This is a genomic window from Roseovarius sp. (assembly GCF_965228755.1).
Taxonomy (GTDB): Bacteria; Pseudomonadota; Alphaproteobacteria; order Rhodobacterales; family Rhodobacteraceae; genus Roseovarius.
Window position 1 is genome coordinate 1 of record NZ_CBDDIG010000008.1, and the last position, 14,532, is coordinate 14,532.

18 protein-coding genes are annotated in these 14,532 nt (G+C 62.9%); 4 read left to right on the top strand and 14 right to left on the bottom strand.

The genetic code is table 11. From position 1 onward, the window contains the following. The 7 genes from ACO07J_RS13750 to pip all read right to left on the bottom strand — a co-directional run. Positions 1–267 (bottom strand): translation initiation factor IF-2 associated domain-containing protein (locus ACO07J_RS13750; RefSeq protein WP_422029910.1); only part of this gene is annotated, 267 nt, incomplete at its 3' end. Further along, entirely contained in the window at positions 264–896 is a 633-nt protein-coding gene (locus ACO07J_RS13755) for an RNA-binding protein (RefSeq protein ID WP_422029912.1), read from the bottom strand. The genes ACO07J_RS13755 and ACO07J_RS13750, both read right to left, overlap by 4 nt. Positions 897–920: 24 nt before the next feature. Then, positions 921–2,552, bottom strand: coding sequence for a transcription termination factor NusA (gene nusA, locus ACO07J_RS13760; protein WP_422029914.1), 1,632 nt, complete (start codon positions 2,550–2,552; stop codon positions 921–923). 2 nt (positions 2,553–2,554) lie between these two features. Further along, positions 2,555–3,127, bottom strand: coding sequence for a ribosome maturation factor RimP (gene rimP, locus ACO07J_RS13765; protein WP_422029916.1), 573 nt, complete (start codon positions 3,125–3,127; stop codon positions 2,555–2,557). A 364-nt stretch (positions 3,128–3,491) separates the two neighbouring features. Next, positions 3,492–4,913, bottom strand: coding sequence for a pyridoxal phosphate-dependent decarboxylase family protein (locus ACO07J_RS13770; RefSeq protein WP_422029918.1), 1,422 nt, complete (start codon positions 4,911–4,913; stop codon positions 3,492–3,494). Between the two features lie 286 nt (positions 4,914–5,199). After that, on the bottom strand, positions 5,200–5,826 hold the full coding sequence (locus tag ACO07J_RS13775) for a CDGSH iron-sulfur domain-containing protein (RefSeq protein ID WP_422029919.1): 627 nt from the start codon (positions 5,824–5,826) through the stop codon (positions 5,200–5,202). Between the two features lie 105 nt (positions 5,827–5,931). Beyond that, the gene (gene pip / locus ACO07J_RS13780; RefSeq protein WP_422029921.1) at positions 5,932–6,903 is read right to left on the bottom strand and encodes a prolyl aminopeptidase; all 972 of its coding nucleotides are present in this window, start codon (positions 6,901–6,903) and stop codon (positions 5,932–5,934) included. A gap of 49 nt (positions 6,904–6,952) precedes the next feature. Between pip and ubiG the strand changes: the two genes are divergently transcribed. Further along, positions 6,953–7,699: a bifunctional 2-polyprenyl-6-hydroxyphenol methylase/3-demethylubiquinol 3-O-methyltransferase UbiG gene (ubiG, locus tag ACO07J_RS13785; protein ID WP_422029923.1), complete on the top strand. Its 747-nt coding sequence runs from the start codon at positions 6,953–6,955 to the stop codon at positions 7,697–7,699. A gap of 3 nt (positions 7,700–7,702) precedes the next feature. On the opposite strand, the gene ACO07J_RS13790 is transcribed toward ubiG, so the two are convergent. From ACO07J_RS13790 to ACO07J_RS13805, 4 genes are read right to left on the bottom strand one after another with little or no spacing between them, the layout of a single operon-like run. Continuing rightward, positions 7,703–8,149 (bottom strand): MarR family winged helix-turn-helix transcriptional regulator, encoded by a 447-nt coding sequence (locus ACO07J_RS13790; RefSeq protein WP_300893369.1) that lies wholly within the window; start codon positions 8,147–8,149, stop codon positions 7,703–7,705. Then, entirely contained in the window at positions 8,146–8,979 is an 834-nt protein-coding gene (locus tag ACO07J_RS13795; protein WP_422029925.1) for a carbon-nitrogen hydrolase family protein, read from the bottom strand. Before ACO07J_RS13795 ends, ACO07J_RS13790 begins: the two co-directional genes overlap by 4 nt. Further along, a complete protein-coding gene (grxC, locus tag ACO07J_RS13800) occupies positions 8,976–9,233 on the bottom strand; it encodes a glutaredoxin 3 (protein ID WP_422029927.1) in 258 nt (85 codons plus the stop codon). The genes ACO07J_RS13795 and grxC overlap by 4 nt, the downstream gene beginning before the upstream one ends. 34 nt (positions 9,234–9,267) lie before the next feature. Beyond that, the gene (locus ACO07J_RS13805) at positions 9,268–9,993 is read right to left on the bottom strand and encodes a double zinc ribbon domain-containing protein (protein ID WP_422029929.1); all 726 of its coding nucleotides are present in this window, start codon (positions 9,991–9,993) and stop codon (positions 9,268–9,270) included. 21 nt (positions 9,994–10,014) lie between these two features. Here ACO07J_RS13805 and ACO07J_RS13810 point away from each other — a divergent pair, with 21 nt between their 5' ends. Beyond that, positions 10,015–10,830 (top strand): methyltransferase domain-containing protein, encoded by an 816-nt coding sequence (locus tag ACO07J_RS13810; protein WP_422029931.1) that lies wholly within the window; start codon positions 10,015–10,017, stop codon positions 10,828–10,830. A gap of 55 nt (positions 10,831–10,885) precedes the next feature. Beyond that, on the top strand, positions 10,886–11,941 hold the full coding sequence (gene hemH / locus ACO07J_RS13815; protein ID WP_422029933.1) for a ferrochelatase: 1,056 nt from the start codon (positions 10,886–10,888) through the stop codon (positions 11,939–11,941). Between the two features lie 15 nt (positions 11,942–11,956). Here hemH and ACO07J_RS13820 read toward each other — a convergent pair whose 3' ends face one another. Beyond that, entirely contained in the window at positions 11,957–12,532 is a 576-nt protein-coding gene (locus tag ACO07J_RS13820) for a YdeI/OmpD-associated family protein (RefSeq protein ID WP_422029935.1), read from the bottom strand. Between the two features lie 117 nt (positions 12,533–12,649). After that, positions 12,650–13,252, bottom strand: a complete 603-nt coding sequence (locus tag ACO07J_RS13825) for a L,D-transpeptidase (RefSeq protein WP_422029937.1) — start codon at positions 13,250–13,252, stop codon at positions 12,650–12,652. Positions 13,253–13,424: 172 nt separating this feature from the next. Between ACO07J_RS13825 and ACO07J_RS13830 the strand changes: the two genes are divergently transcribed. After that, positions 13,425–13,967, top strand: a complete 543-nt coding sequence (locus ACO07J_RS13830; RefSeq protein ID WP_422029939.1) for a CAP domain-containing protein — start codon at positions 13,425–13,427, stop codon at positions 13,965–13,967. A 13-nt stretch (positions 13,968–13,980) separates the two neighbouring features. Here ACO07J_RS13830 and ACO07J_RS13835 read toward each other — a convergent pair whose 3' ends face one another. Further along, positions 13,981–14,478, bottom strand: a complete 498-nt coding sequence (locus tag ACO07J_RS13835; protein ID WP_422029941.1) for a L,D-transpeptidase family protein — start codon at positions 14,476–14,478, stop codon at positions 13,981–13,983. Positions 14,479–14,532: the final 54 nt, after the last annotated feature.

Sequence of the window (14,532 nt, forward strand, 5' to 3'; positions counted from 1 at the left end):
GGCGGCCTGCAGCGCCTTCATCCGGCGTTCCATCTCCGCATCGGAAATCCCCGCGGGGCGCTTGCTGCCATCGGCTGAGGGCGACTGCGAAGACCCGGGCGCAGACCGACCGGGCGCGCCGCCGGGTTTCGCCGGCTTGACGACGCGCTTGCGCTTGGTTTCCACCACGACGTTCTTGGTGCGGCCATGGCTGAAGCTCTGCTTCACGTTCCCCGACCGGGGACCGCCACGCACACCCAGAGTTTTCTTCCCGTCGTTGTCGCTCATCTGGTCTTTCTTCCTTTCCGATGGCTCTCGTCGCCACCCGAGACGCGCAGGCCTTTCAGCCTTGCCGCATCCTCTACAACACGTTGCGGCAAACCGCCATCCCCCAGTGCGGCATGGATCACGGTTTGTCGCCCGAAGGCCCGGCCCAGCTCATCCGCCGTAAGCCAGCCTATGAAATCGCCGCCATATGGCGTGCTCAGCTTCGATTTTCCCCGCTCGGACCCGTCGCTGGCCTGGATCAGGACACTGGCCTCTTCCTTCTGAAGCCAGTCCTTGACCTTCTCGTATCCACACACGGCCCCGCCGCCCTTCCGGGCAAGGCTGATCAGGTTCGTCACCCGAAGCGCCAGCTGCGCCTCGACGAAATCCACCAGCCCGTCGGGCACCTGCACCGGCTGCTTGGCGGCACGGGCGAACAGGTTCTTCGCCACGGCCTTCTCCAGCGCCGCCCGCTCGGCACTGACCCAGATGCCCCGGCCCGGCAGCTTGCCCAGCAGGTCCGGCACGATCTGGCCGTCGGGCCCGACCACGAACCGGATCATCCCCTCGGCCGGACGCACCTCGCCCGTGGCAATGCACTTGCGCCCGGGGCCTTCCGACCGGTCCTTGGGTTGCCCACCGCGACCCATGAGACTACCGCGAGGCCTGAAAGATCAGGCCTCGCCCTCCTCTTCGACTTCCGCGCCTTCTTCGAGACCTTCCTCGTCGTCCTCGTCACTTTCCAGATCGGCGGGATCGACCCAGCCCAGGCTGATCCGGGCGGTCATCACCAGATGCTGCGCTTCCTCGAGCGACACATCGAAAGGTTCGAGAAGGCCGTCATCCTTGACGCGCTCACCGTCGACCGTGGTCCAGCCGCCTGCCAGTTCCCAGTCGGCGCAGGTGGCGAAGTCTTCCAGCGTTTTCACGCCATCCTCGGCAAGTGCCCTCACCATCTGGGGTGTCAGCCCCTCGAAGTCAATAAGGCTGTCCTCGGCACCCAGTTCGCGCGCCTTGTCCAGCGCCTCGCGCGCCTGCGCCTCCAGAACATCGCGCGCCCGCGCCTGAAGCTCGTTGGCGGTGTCCTCGTCGACGCCGTCGATCACCAGCAGCTCGTCCAGCTCGACATAGGCCACCTCGTCGAGGTTGGTGAAGCCTTCCGACACCAGAAGCTGGGCAAAGAACTCGTCGAGGTCCAGCGCGGTCATGAACAGGTTGGTCCGCTCCTCGAATTCCTTCTGGCGGCGCTCGCTGTCCTCGGCCTCGGTCATGATGTCGATGTCCAGACCGGTCAGCTGGCTCGCCAGCCGCACGTTCTGACCCCGGCGGCCGATGGCGAGGCTCAGCTGATCCTCGGGAACGACAACCTCGATCCGCTCGGCTTCCTCGTCCAGAACCACCTTGCTCACCTCGGCGGGCTGCAGCGCGTTCACAAGGAAGGTCGGCTGGTCCTCGTTCCACGGGATGATGTCGATCTTCTCACCCTGAAGCTCGTTCACCACCGCCTGAACCCGGCTGCCCCGCATACCCACACAGGCGCCCACGGGGTCGATCGAGTTGTCATAGGAAATCACCGCGATCTTCGCCCGGCTCCCCGGATCACGCGCCACGGCCTTGATGTCGATGATGCCGTCATAGATTTCCGGCACCTCCATCTTGAACAGCTCGGCCATGAACTCCGGCGCCGTCCGGCTCAGGAAAATCTGCGGGCCACGGGCTTCGCGCCGCACATCCTTGATGTAACAGCGGATGCGGTCGCCATTGCGATAGCTCTCCCGGCCGATCTTCTCGTTCCGGCGCAGGATCGCCTCGCCCCGGCCCACGTCGACGATGACGTTGCCGTATTCCTCGCGCTTGACCACGCCGTTGATGATGGTGCCCGCGCGATCCTTGAACTCGTCATACTGCCGGTCCCGCTCGGCCTCGCGCACCTTCTGCAGGATCACCTGCTTGGCGCTCTGCGCGGCAATCCGGCCCATGTCCACCGGCGGCACTTCCTCGACGAAGGTGTCGCCCACCTTCGGATCCTCGAGATACTGCTTCGCCTGCTCGACGGTCATCTCGGCCTGGTAATTCTCCAGCTCCTCATCCTCGACCACCGTCCGCACGCGGCTGAACGTGGCCCGGCCCGTCTTGCGGTCGATGCTCACGCGGATATCCATCTCGGCGCCGTACCGGCTCTTGGCCGCCCGGGCGAGGCTCTCTTCCATCGCCTCGACCACCAGCCCGGGGTCGATCATCTTCTCCCGCGCCACGGCCTCGGCGGTTTGCAGCAGCTCAAGCTGGTTTGCAGAGGTAATTGCCATTCTTAGTTCTCCTCCGACCCGTCGGTCTCGATATCGTCAAATTGATCTTCGTTGAGCACGCCCGCATCCTTGCGCGCCTTCAGCATGTCGCGGATCAGCTCGTCGGTCAGCACCAGCTTGGCATCCGCCAGCCAGTCGAACTGCAGCCCCACCGTGCCCTCGTCGAGATTGATCAGCACCTCGTCGCCCTCGACCCCGGCCAGCACGCCCTTGAACCGTTTCCGGCCCTCGATCAGCTCATGCGTCTCGATCTTCGCCTCGTAGCCCTCGAACTCCTCGAAGTCCTTCAGCCGCGTCAGCGGCCGGTCGATCCCGGGGCTCGACACTTCCAGCGTATAGGCATCGGTGATCGGGTCCTCGACATCCAGCACGGCACTCACCGCGTTCGAGATATCGGCGCAATCATCCACCTCGATCCCGCCATCGGGCTTCTCGGCCATGATCTGAAGCGTCGCGGACTTCCCGCCCATCAGCCGCACGCGCACGAGCTCATACCCCATGTCCTCGATGACGGGGGTGATGATCTCGGCCATCCTGCGGTCGATGGCGGACTTGGCGATCAGGGTGTTGCTCATCGGTCCTTCAAACACAAAAAAACGGGCGCGCGGCCCGTCGTAGCTATCCGGTGGAGCCTCCGGTGTGGACCCGAAAGCGCCGCTGTTGAAAGGGCATATACGCCCACCGGCGCGAGTCTGCAAGGGGTGTCTTTGCCCAAGTTCAACTCCCCAGACGCGCGACACCGCTCATTTCGTTCGAAGCTAAGCGATGAGCCGCGCGATCGCCAGGCCGCGGGGTGGCGATCCAACGTGAGTGGAGGGCACTTTATGCCTGCCAAGTCCGAACAACTTCCGCCCGTCACGCTGCCCTCTCCCAATCGCCAGCCCGTCGGGGCGGCCTGGCGATCGCGCGGCGGGCTGAAGCCCTCGATTCCGCGCGGCATTATACCTCAACCGCCAGCACCTCCCGCTCCACGGCCGCAACCGCCAGCCGGATATCCTCCTCTGTCGTCCGGTGATTGACGATCGCCGCCCGAAGGCACTCCCGCCCGTTCAGCGTCGTCGTTGAAAACACCGCCTCCCCCGAAAGCTGCAACGCCGTGGCAACCGCCGAAGCCTCCCCGCGCGTCAGGTAGAAACAGCACACGTTCGCCTGCACCGGCTGTGCCAGCTCCAGCACCTCCGACGCCTCAATCAGCTCCGCCATCAGCGTCGCCTGCCGGCAATTGTCGGTGATCGTCGCCGAAAGCGCCGGCACCCCCGCCGCCTTGATCGCGGCCCAGACCTTCAGCGCCCGGAATCCCCGGCTTAATTCCAGACCGTAATCGGTGAACCACGTCTCGCCCCCACCAAGACCCGCCCCCTGCCCCTCGAGATAGGCGGGCCGGGTCGAGAATGTCCGCCGGTGCAGATCGCCATCGCGTATCAGCACCATGCCGCAATCATAAGGCACCCCGATCCACTTGTGAAAATCCGCCGCGATGCTGTCGGCCCGGTCGACGCCCCGCACAAGCTCGCGCCACGGATCCTCCGCCAGCACCGCCCAGAAACCGAAGGCGCCATCGACGTGAAACCACAGCCCCTCGCGCCCGCACAACCCGGCAATCGCATCCAGCCGGTCGAACGTTCCGGTATTGACCGACCCGGCCGTGCCCACCACCGCCATCGGCAGGATTCGCGCGGCACGATCCTCGGCAATCGCCGCCTCCAGCGCCTCCATATCCATAGCCCCATCCGGCCCCTGCGGGATATGACGCACGGCCCGGCTGCCATGCCCCATCACCTCCATCGCCTTCTCGATACAGGCATGCGCGCCTGTCACGGAATAGACCCTGATACGGCCCAACCCCGCGATTCCGTCCTTGCGCACGGCATCCCCGAACAGCTTCATCCTTGCCGCGCTCAGCGCCAGGATCGTCGCCTGGCTGGTGCCGGTGGTCAGAACCCCCGACGCCCCCTCCGGCAGCCCGGCCTGCCGCTGCGACCAGTCGATCACGGCCTGCTCCACTGCCATCGCCCCGTGGTCCCGCCCGCCGAGGTTCGAGTTCATCGCAGCCGCCACCATTTCTGCGGCCACGCCCACCGGCTGGCCCGTACCATGCACCCAACCGAAGAACCGCGGATGGGTGTTGCCCGTCGCATAGGGCATCACCTCCCCCCGCATCATCGCGAACAGCTCCGCCTCACCCAGCCCCGGCTCATCACTGACCAGCGCGACGGTCTCGGCCATATCCGCAGGCTTCGCAATCCACGGCAACTCCCGCGCCTGCGCCACCCGGTCGAGACAGGCATCGGCCAACTCGTGAAACGCGCGCCGGAACGCCTCCGGGTCGGCGGGGTCGATGCGGTATCCGGGTTTGGTCATGGGGGCGCTCGCTCATTTGAATCCGGCAGGGTATATCCGGATTTTCCACGCCAGCCTGCAATGGCCGGTGTCAGGCTGCAATAGCGGTAGACATATGCGTGCCGGGCAGTGCCCGACCGCGGGTGGGCGCGCCAACGATTGTCATGGTTGATTTATGGCGCAGCCCATCTCCAACGCTGGCTCGGCAAGGTGCCGTTGCAGAAGCGCCCGCCCGGGGGGCGGTCGGGCGCTGCCCGGCGCCACGCCCTTGGCGTGGCTTGATTCCGGGCACCCGCGGCCAGTGACCCTACTCCGCCGTCCACCCCTCGTCACGGTGCGTCCCGTCACAATACGGCTTGTTCCCCGACAAACCGCAGCGGCACAGCACGTATTTCTCCGGCGACATCCCCTCCGCCTGCGCCCCGGCAGGCGAGGTCACGTTCTGCACCCAGTAGGGGCCGTTCTTCTCCACCGTGATATCGTACCGCTCCATCATCCGGTGCTCCCGCCCGCCATCCGCGCGCTTCAGCGCCAGCGCGCCCGACGGGCAGGCGGCCACAACCTCCTCCACCTCGGCCCGCGTGCCCTTGTCGGGCTGGATCCACGGCTTCTGTTCCGGGTTGAACACATGCCCCGCCAGCCGCCCGCACTCGGCGGCATGGGCACAGATGCGCGGATTGAACGTCACCGCCACCTCCGCGCCCTCGTAGCTCAGAAGCTTGTCCTTGCCCGCCGGCTCTCCGACGTCGCTCCTGAACCCCGCCTTCGCGTGGCTGCCATCACAAAAGGGCTTGGTCCCGGAATGCCCGCAGCGGCAAAGCGCCATGGTGGGCTTCACCTCGATGTCTTCCCCATCGGGGCCTTTCATCCGGCGGATGTGCTTGGCGACGAAGGGCCCGTTCTCGCGCGCTTCGATGGCTGGTTTGTCGGACATGATGTACCTCCTTGTCACCGGGAAGGTAGCACAGGTCTCGGTTCCGCCCACCGACGTAATACCGACAAAATACCGACGTTATACCGACGTTGAAATTCCGGGGTTTCAGTCGCGCCCTAGCGCCTGCATCACCCGCACCAGCTCGGCGCTGATTCCCGGCTCCGAAAGCGCATGACCCGCCAGCGGAATCATCCGCAGATCGGCCATTTCCCAGTCCCTCGCCAGCCGGAACGCCGATTCCGGCGGGCAGATCATGTCATACCTGCCCTGCACGATCGTGCCGGGGATATGGGAGATTTTCGGTATGTTATCAAAGATTTGCCCGTCCTTCTCCAGGAAACCGGCATGGGTGAAATAATGGTTCTCCAGCCTCGCGAAGGCCCGGGCATAATCCGGCGGGCTATCCCCGCCCACCCCGCTCGACCCGACGGTGGCCAGCGCATTCTCCCACGCCGCCCAGGCCTTGCCATATCGGGCCTCTTCCGCCCGGTCCCCCGAGAACAGCCTTTTATGGTAGGCCGCGATCATGTCCCCCCGTTCTTCCCGGGGTATAAGCCTCTGAAATTGCTCCCAGGTTTCCGGCCAGAACCGCCCGGCGCCACCACCATAGAACCAGTCCAGCTCGGCCCGGGTCATGGTGAACACCCCCCTTAACACAAGGTGCACCGCCCTCTCCGGATGGCTCTGCGCATAGATCAGCGCCAGCGTCGCCCCCCAGCTTCCGCCGAACACGATCCACCGCTCCACGCCAAGCGCCTCGCGAATTTTCTCAATGTCCGCAACAAGATGCCACGTCGTATTCGCCTCGACACTCGCATGCGGCTTCGACCGGCCACAGCCGCGCTGGTCGAACAGGATGATCCGGTAGACCATCGGATCGAAATACCGCCGCATCGCCGGGCTGCACCCGCCCCCGGGCCCGCCATGCAGCACGACAACAGGCTTCCCCTCCGGGTTCCCCGACTGCTCGACATAGATCGTATGCCCCTCGCCCACATCCATCATCCGCCTGTCGAACGGCTCGACCGGCGGGTACAAATACTGGACTGCGCTCTTTTGGCCTGAGTATTTATCCATGACCGTCCTATATACGAGGGCGTGACCAAAAGAGCATATGGAGAGCAGAATGCAAGCCGCTCAGACCACGATTGACGCCGCCGAAGTCGCAAAGTTCGAGGCGATGGCCGCCGAGTGGTGGGATCCGAACGGGAAATTCAAGCCGCTGCACATGCTCAACCCTTGCAGGCTTGACTATATCACCAGTCAGATTGCTGCCGAGTTCGACCGTGATCTGAACGCGACGTCACCGTTCGAAGGGCTGCGGATTCTCGATATCGGCTGCGGCGGCGGCCTTTTGAGCGAACCGATGGCACGGCTCGGCGCCGAAGTCGTTGGCGCCGACGCGGCCGCGGGAAATATTCCAGTCGCGCAGATTCATGCCGAACAATCCGGGCTCAGCATCGACTATCGCCACACGACCGCCGAGGCACTGGCTGCTGCGGGCGAGCAGTTCGACGCGGTTTTGAACATGGAAGTCGTCGAGCACGTATCCGACCCTCTCTCTTACATCACGGCCTGCCAGCAACTGCTGAAGCCGGGCGGCATCCACATCTGCTCGACCATCAACCGCAACCCGAAAAGCTTTGCCATGGCCATCGTCGGTGCGGAATACGTGATGCGCTGGCTGCCGAAGGGTACGCATGAATGGTCGAAATTCATTACGCCGGACGAACTCTACCAGCTGATTCAGCAAGCGGGGCTCACTCCGGTCGACCGCAAGGGGTTCGTCTTCAACCCTGTCACGTGGACATGGTCGCTTTCGGATCGGGACCTGAGCGTGAACTATGTCACGGCCAGCCTGAATCCGGCCTGACGTTCAGCCGCCGGATTCCATTTTCGTCCGCAGCTCGCGCAATACCGGCAGCGTCGCGCGCACCTTGTCCTCACCGAGTTCGTCAACAAGCTCGGAAATTAACGGCGAAATGGCGGAAATCGCCGCATCGCGCGCCTGTCGTCCGGCCGGGCTGATCGTGACCATCTTCCGGCGAGCGTCGTCCCAATCGGGACGGATATGCACGTAACCGGCCCATTCCAGCTTGCCCAGCGTGTTTGTCATGGCGCCGCGGGTGACATGAAACGACTTGGCCAACTGCGCCGGGCTGCGCTCTCCGCCGATCCGGGCGAGGTGGTTCAACACCGAGAAATGAGAGATTTCCATACCCTTGGGCAACACCCGGCTCAGCTTGTTGCGGATGAGTTGTTCATTGGTCAGGATCTCGCTGAACAGCGTGACCGCAAGGGGATTGCCGGGTTTTTCTGTCATACAGGGTCGTCGAACCGATTGGCCTGCCGCAGGGAAGGAATGCGGCGTCTCGCTTCTTCCACGTCTTTCCTATCCAGATCAATGCAAATCACGCCCGGCGCTTCGCCGGCATCCGCCAGAATGTCGCCCCAGGGCCCGATCGCCAGGGAATGACCATAGGTTTGGCGTTGTTTGCCGCGCGTGGCGGGGTGCGTCCCGGTCTGGGCGGGCGCGAGGATGTAGGACCCTGTCTCGATCGCCCGGGCGCGAAGTAGGGTTTCCCAATGCGCGGCGCCGGTCACTGCCGAGAATGCGGATGGCACGGTGAGGATCTCGGCGCCCGCCTTGGCCAACTGCCGGTATAGATGCGGAAACCGGATATCATAGCAGATGGTCAGCCCAACCGTGCCAAAGGGCGTTTCGGCCGTCACCGCCGTGTCGCCCGGCCGGTACCCGTCGGATTCGCGGTATACTTCGGTTTCGGAAACGCGCACGTCGAACATGTGGATCTTGTCGTAGCGGGCGGCAATCGATCCATCGGGCGCGATCAGGAAGGAACGGTTTGCAAATCGGCCGTCGGCATCGTCGGTTTTCAATGCAAGTGATCCGATGAGGCACCAGACCTGCGCCTGCCGCGCTTTCTCACGCAAAGCGGCAAGCGTTTCGTCTTCGACCTCGGGCTGCAGCACCTCTTTCTGACGTGTCCGGCTCGTGGAAACGCAGTTCGTCACCTCGGGTGTCAGGATGAAACCCGCGCCCAATCCGACCGCCTCGTCGAACTGCGCGCGCACCATCTTTCGGTTCTCCGATGGATCGTCGCCACTCGTCAGCTGGAGCAGGGCCGCTTTCATGCGGCCAGCAGCGGATCCAGTTTCCCTGCGCGTTCAAGCGCGTAGAGCTCATCGCACCCACCGACATGGACGTCCCCCACGAAGATCTGCGGCACGGTGCGCCCCCCGTTGGCACGGTCGATCATCTCGGCCTTGCGCGACGGGTTCTCGAGAACATCGATCTCGGAGAAACTGATGCCCTTCTGGGTCAACAGGCGTTTGGCTGCATGGCAGAAGCCGCAGAGCGGCGATGTGTAGATTTCGACGGGTTTCATCACGTGCTCCCGAAAAATTGCGTTTCAGGAGAACTTAGGGACGCTTGGCCACGCGCGCCAGTACCAGAATGCGCACATCTTCGGCACCGGCCGCGTAGCAGGCCATGGTTGCCGCCGCCAATGTCGCCCCGGACGTCATCACGTCATCGACCAGAAGGACCGTTCGACCATGGGCAAGATCTGTGCGGCCCGGTTTGACGGAAATGGTTCCCGACAGGGTTTCGAACCGCTCCTCGAAGCCTTTGCCTTTGAGTGGAAGCGTTCGGACGTTTCGCTGTAGCAAATCAGGGCAGTGACCGGCATCCAGGTGGCGGGCCAGTCCATTGGTCAGCAAGGCCGACTGATTGTATCGACGGCGGAGCATGCGGGTCCAGTGCAAGGGTACGGGCGCAATGAGCGTATCGGGTGACGCGAGCGACCGCGCAGCATGGGCCAGCCACCGGGCCGCTGGCCGCACGATCTCCTGCCGGTCGCCATGCTTGAGCGCCATGACCAGCTTGCGACCGTTCTCGTGATAAAGCATGGCAGCGCGTCCGGCACTCCAGGGTCGGGCAATCCTGAGACAGTCGTCGCAGGTCACCCTCTCGCCGTCGTTGTCACCGGGAAGCGGTACGCCACACAGGTGACAGGAGAGGCCCGATATGAAGGGCGTATCTCTCCAGCACGGCCCACAGAGGCCGAATTCGCTTTCCACTTGTGTCCCGCACAGGATACATCGGGGCGGATAGATCAACTGCAGTGCAGTTTGAAATGAAACCAACGTCGTCTTACCTTCTGAGCCATGACCCTTCCGCTTACCGATCGCGCGGCCCTGATCCGCAACCGAGCCCGCGCGACGGCCGCGCCGGTCGCGTTCCTGCAAGAAGCGGCTCGCGATGAAATTCAGGATCGTCTGACTCTGGTTAAAAAATCCTTTCGCAATCCGGCCCTGATAAGGGGATTCGGTGATTTTTGGGATGGTTTTTTGCCCGGCGCACACGTGGTTGACGATGAGGAGACCATTCTCCTCGAGCAGAACGCGCATGACCTGATCGTCCATGCCATGTGCCTGCACTGGGCCGATGACCCGGTCGGGCAGCTCATTCAGGCGCGGCGGAGTCTTCGTCCCGACGGGCTTTTCCTCGGTGTCATGCTTGGGGGAGAAACGCTGCATGAATTGCGCGCGTCGCTGGCACAGGCGGAATCGGACCTCTACGGCGGCCTGTCGCCCCGAGTGGCTCCGATGGCAGAGATCCGTGACCTTGGCGCCCTGCTTCAGCGGGCGGGCTATGCCCTGTCTGTCGCAGACAGCGTGAGATTGACGGCAAGCTATGAGACCCCGCTTCACCTGATGAAGGAACTACGCTTCATGGGCGAGGGCAATGCCCTTCATTCACGGCGCCGAACGCTGTCGTCAAAGGCGCTTTTCGCCCGCGCCAGCGAGATTTACGTCGAAAGTTACGGCGACGGGGATGGCCGGGTGCCTGCCACCTTCGAGCTGATCGTTCTGACCGGCTGGGCGCCCGATGCCAGCCAGCCCCAGCCGCTGCGCCCCGGTTCGGCGACCCGCCGGCTTGCCGATGTGCTCGGTGTCGAGGAAACTAGCCTCGAAGATTGACGGCACGGCTGAACCGTTTATGTCCACGGCAGACAGGAACGAGAGATCTTAGCCCATGCCCGACGCCACCCGGCCCGTTCACGCCCCGGCTGACCACCCGGCGATTGCAAATGCGAAAACCGGGGTATTGCTGGCCAATCTCGGTACGCCGGATCACTACAGTTACTGGCCGATGCGTCGGTACCTGGGCGAGTTCCTGTCGGATCGGCGCGTGATCGATTACAGCCCATGGAAATGGCAGCCTTTGCTGCAACTCGTCATTCTGTCGAAACGACCGTTCACCAGCGGCAAGGCATACAAGTCCATCTGGAACGAGGAGAAGGGCGAAAGCCCCCTGATGACCATCACCCGCGATCAGACGGCCAAGCTGTCCAAGGCCCTGACCGAGCGGTACGGCGACCAGGTGATGGTCGATTTCTGCATGCGCTATGGCAATCCGTCGACCCGGTCCAAAGTGCGCGCGATGGTCGAGGCAGGGTGTACCCGCATCCTGTTTTTTCCTCTCTACCCGCAGTATGCGGGGGCGACGTCTGCCACTGCCAACGATCAGTTCTTCCGCGCCTTGATGGAAGAAACATGGCAGCCCACGGCGCGCGTGGTCGAACCCTACTTCGAGCATCCCCGCTACATCGAGGCACTGGCGACGTCGGTCGAGCGGGCCTATGGCGCGCTGACATCGAAGCCCGAGATCCTCGTGGTTTCCTATCACGGAATGCCCAGGCGTTACCTGCTGCAAGGTGATCCGTACCATTGCCAGTGCCAGAAGACGACGCGCCTGTTGCGCGAACGTTTGGGTTGGGACGAGACGCAGATCACCACCACGTTTCAGTCGGTGTTCGGACCCGAGGAATGGCTGCGGCCATATACGGTGGAAGAGGTGGCCCGGTTGGCCCGTGAAGAGGGCAAGAAACGCATCGCGGTGATCGCCCCCGCTTTCTCGGCCGACTGCATCGAGACGCTGGAAGAGATCAACGAAGAGATCCGTGAAAGTTTCGAGGACGCGGGCGGTGAGGCGTTTACCTATATTCCATGCCTCAACGACGACGAGGCGCATATCGGGGCACTGACCGAGGTGATCGCGGCCAACCTGAAAGGTTGGGTAGAAGCCTGAAGGCGCCCGCTCGACCTACCGGTCGTGTATTCCAAGCCCGTCCATGATGCGATCGTAGTGCTTCTCGATCCGCGCGCTACGGGTCTTCGATTGCTTGGCGTCCGAGATATGCAGTATGTAGCCGCGCTGCCGGCCCGGCGTGAGCGCCTCGAACGCGGCTTTGAAAGCCGCATCTCCTGCCATTTTTTCCTTCAGTTCATCGGGGTAAACCAGCTCGCGCTTTGCCTTGAAGTCCACCTTCTGGCCGGACTTGTGTACCGCGATGGCACTTTCGATAATCGCGCGGAGGGTGTCTTCCTGCTCGTCGATCTCGGCGACACTGCGAAACCGCATCTGGCGCGCGGCCTGTGAATTCTTTCCCGGTGCCACCAGAACACCTTTCGGGTCGTCGATCAGCGCCCCGCGCAGAAAGCCCAGACCGCAATAGCTCTTCATTTCATGCAGGATCACGACATTACCGCCGTCATAGGTATAGCAAGGCTGCCGCCATTTCAGCTCTTCCTTCAGAGGATACTCGAGAAGGATCTCCCGCAAACGATTCAGCGCCTCGGGGAAGTGTTTTGCTTTCCGGAAATAGGGATCGAGTCTCATCGTGACGCCTCCTGGGGCAATCGTAAAAGTTGCTCGATAGGGCCACAAGGCTTGCTTCGGAAAGGACAAAGGCGGCGCAACGCGCCGCCCCTCCCCGAAACGGTTATCCCGATCAGGTCAGATAAGCAGCACCTGCGTACCGACCTTCGTCAGGCCGAAGAGTTCCTGGATATGTTCGTTGTAAAGCCCGATGCACCCGTTCGAAGACCGGCGCCCTATCTTGCGGGTGTCGTGGGTTCCGTGGATGCGGTAATAGGTCCAGCTCAGGTAAAGCGCGTGCGTTCCGAGGGGGTTGTCCGGACCCGGGCCGACATAGCTTGGCCAGTCGGGGTTGCGTTCCAGCATCGAGGGCGTCGGGCGCCATTCGGGGCCGACGACCTTCTGGACCACGCTTGTCCGGCCTCGACGGGTCAGTTCCTCTGTCATGGGAACGCTGGTGGGATACAGCTTATAGACCGACTGATCCTCCGACCAGTAATGCAGGGCTCGCGACTGGGTATCTACCAGGACCGCACCGTTGTTCAGGTTCGAAAAGTAAGGTTGCCAATGCAGCGTCCGGAAGCTCGAAATGTTGCGCCGGACACTCTGCGAGATGTCGCTCTCCATCTCGGTCGTCGCGGCGCTGTTCATGCTCTGGGCCAAGGCCGGGGCGCCGATCACCGTTGCCGTACCGGCGAGAAATGCACGTCTGCTCACGCCGCCCGACTGTATTTTCGCCATTGCCATTTCTCCATGAATGCTGGCTTTTACCGGCGCAGACTATAGTGCGCGAATGCCGCAGTCGCAATTCAAACTCATGCAGGGTGGCAAAGTGGCGCCCAAGCGTGTTTGAACTACACGGTATGGCGGGCTAAACGGTTGAAACTTTCGACTCAATAGGTGGCTGAGCTTCATGGCGCGTATAATCGGACTTCTGTTTTCGGCACTTGTACTGCTTGCTGCTTGCAGCAGTTCCATGACCGGTCCGCCAGCCGGCACCGATGGCGGCTCGACCACACGGATTCACCGGATCAGCCCCAGCGAAACCTCGACAATCCAGTATCGTATGCTGGATTCGGTCAATGCCCTGCGCCAGGCCGCCGGAGCGGGACCCTTGACGCTCGATTCGCGCCTGAACGCCGCAGCGGCCACGCATTCACGAGATATGTCCCTGCAGAACCGCCCCTGGCATTTCGGATCCGACGGCTCTTCTCCGATCGATCGTGTCCGCCGCGTGGGCTATGGCGGCATGCTGGTGGGCGAAAACATTTCCGAAACCTACGAGAACGAGCTGGAAACGCTTGCCGCTTGGATGGAGAACGAGAACACGCGCCGGACCATCCTGTCCAAAGAAGCCACGGAGATGGGGTTTTCCTGGGAGCAGGAGGCCAACGGCAAGATCTGGTGGACGCTCGTGACCGGCCGCGGCGCTTCTGCGGCCGGCCCGACCTCCTGAACCACGGGAACGCTTAGGGGGTCAGAACGATCGGCGTTCCGTCGTTGACCATCGCGTAGACCCATTCCATGTGGCGGTTCTTGAGCGAGATGCAGCCCTCTGTCCAATCTTTGCGTTTGTCGCGCGGATTGCCGTTCGGCCGGCCGTGGATGAAGATATCCCCGCCCGGCTTCCTCTCAAGCGACTGGGCGAAGGCCCGATCGCTGGGATTGGGATAGGAGATACCGATCGACAGGTGGAACTTGCTGTTCGGATTGCGGCGATCGATATAGTAATACCCCTCGGGCGTCTTGCCGTCGCCTTCGAACTGCTTGTGCCCCTGCGGGGCAAAGCCCAGCTCGACCGGATAGGTCTTCAGCACGCGGTTGTGATGCATCAGGTAAAGCCGACGCTCATCCTTCTGCACGATGACCTGAGTCACCTCTGGCCCGTTGTACTTCTTGAACTTCGATCCGCACCCCGCCAGCCCGATCGCCAGCAGGAGCACGGTAATCAGCTTGATTGCCTTCATGGCTTGTCTCGATTTCCTTGCCCCGATGCGGCGCATTTTACAGAACTTGGCCGG

Bases quoted from the DNA above. Each gene is read 5' to 3' on its own strand.
- ACO07J_RS13820 (WP_422029935.1), bottom strand. From the start codon at position 12,532: ATGAGACTCGATCCCTATTTCCGGAAAGCAAAACACTTCCCCGAGGCG.
- ACO07J_RS13825 (WP_422029937.1), bottom strand. From the start codon at position 13,252: ATGGCGAAAATACAGTCGGGCGGCGTGAGCAGACGTGCATTTCTCGCC.
- hemH (WP_422029933.1), top strand. From the start codon at position 10,886: ATGCCCGACGCCACCCGGCCCGTTCACGCCCCGGCTGACCACCCGGCG.
- ACO07J_RS13790 (WP_300893369.1), bottom strand. From the start codon at position 8,149: ATGACAGAAAAACCCGGCAATCCCCTTGCGGTCACGCTGTTCAGCGAG.
- pip (WP_422029921.1), bottom strand. From the start codon at position 6,903: ATGGATAAATACTCAGGCCAAAAGAGCGCAGTCCAGTATTTGTACCCG.
- ACO07J_RS13810 (WP_422029931.1), top strand. From the start codon at position 10,015: ATGACCCTTCCGCTTACCGATCGCGCGGCCCTGATCCGCAACCGAGCC.
- nusA (WP_422029914.1), bottom strand. From the start codon at position 2,552: ATGGCAATTACCTCTGCAAACCAGCTTGAGCTGCTGCAAACCGCCGAG.
- ACO07J_RS13795 (WP_422029925.1), bottom strand. From the start codon at position 8,979: ATGAAAGCGGCCCTGCTCCAGCTGACGAGTGGCGACGATCCATCGGAG.
- ACO07J_RS13830 (WP_422029939.1), top strand. From the start codon at position 13,425: ATGGCGCGTATAATCGGACTTCTGTTTTCGGCACTTGTACTGCTTGCT.
- ACO07J_RS13835 (WP_422029941.1), bottom strand. From the start codon at position 14,478: ATGAAGGCAATCAAGCTGATTACCGTGCTCCTGCTGGCGATCGGGCTG.
- ubiG (WP_422029923.1), top strand. From the start codon at position 6,953: ATGCAAGCCGCTCAGACCACGATTGACGCCGCCGAAGTCGCAAAGTTC.
- ACO07J_RS13775 (WP_422029919.1), bottom strand. From the start codon at position 5,826: ATGTCCGACAAACCAGCCATCGAAGCGCGCGAGAACGGGCCCTTCGTC.
- rimP (WP_422029916.1), bottom strand. From the start codon at position 3,127: ATGAGCAACACCCTGATCGCCAAGTCCGCCATCGACCGCAGGATGGCC.
- ACO07J_RS13755 (WP_422029912.1), bottom strand. From the start codon at position 896: ATGGGTCGCGGTGGGCAACCCAAGGACCGGTCGGAAGGCCCCGGGCGC.
- ACO07J_RS13770 (WP_422029918.1), bottom strand. From the start codon at position 4,913: ATGACCAAACCCGGATACCGCATCGACCCCGCCGACCCGGAGGCGTTC.
- grxC (WP_422029927.1), bottom strand. From the start codon at position 9,233: ATGAAACCCGTCGAAATCTACACATCGCCGCTCTGCGGCTTCTGCCAT.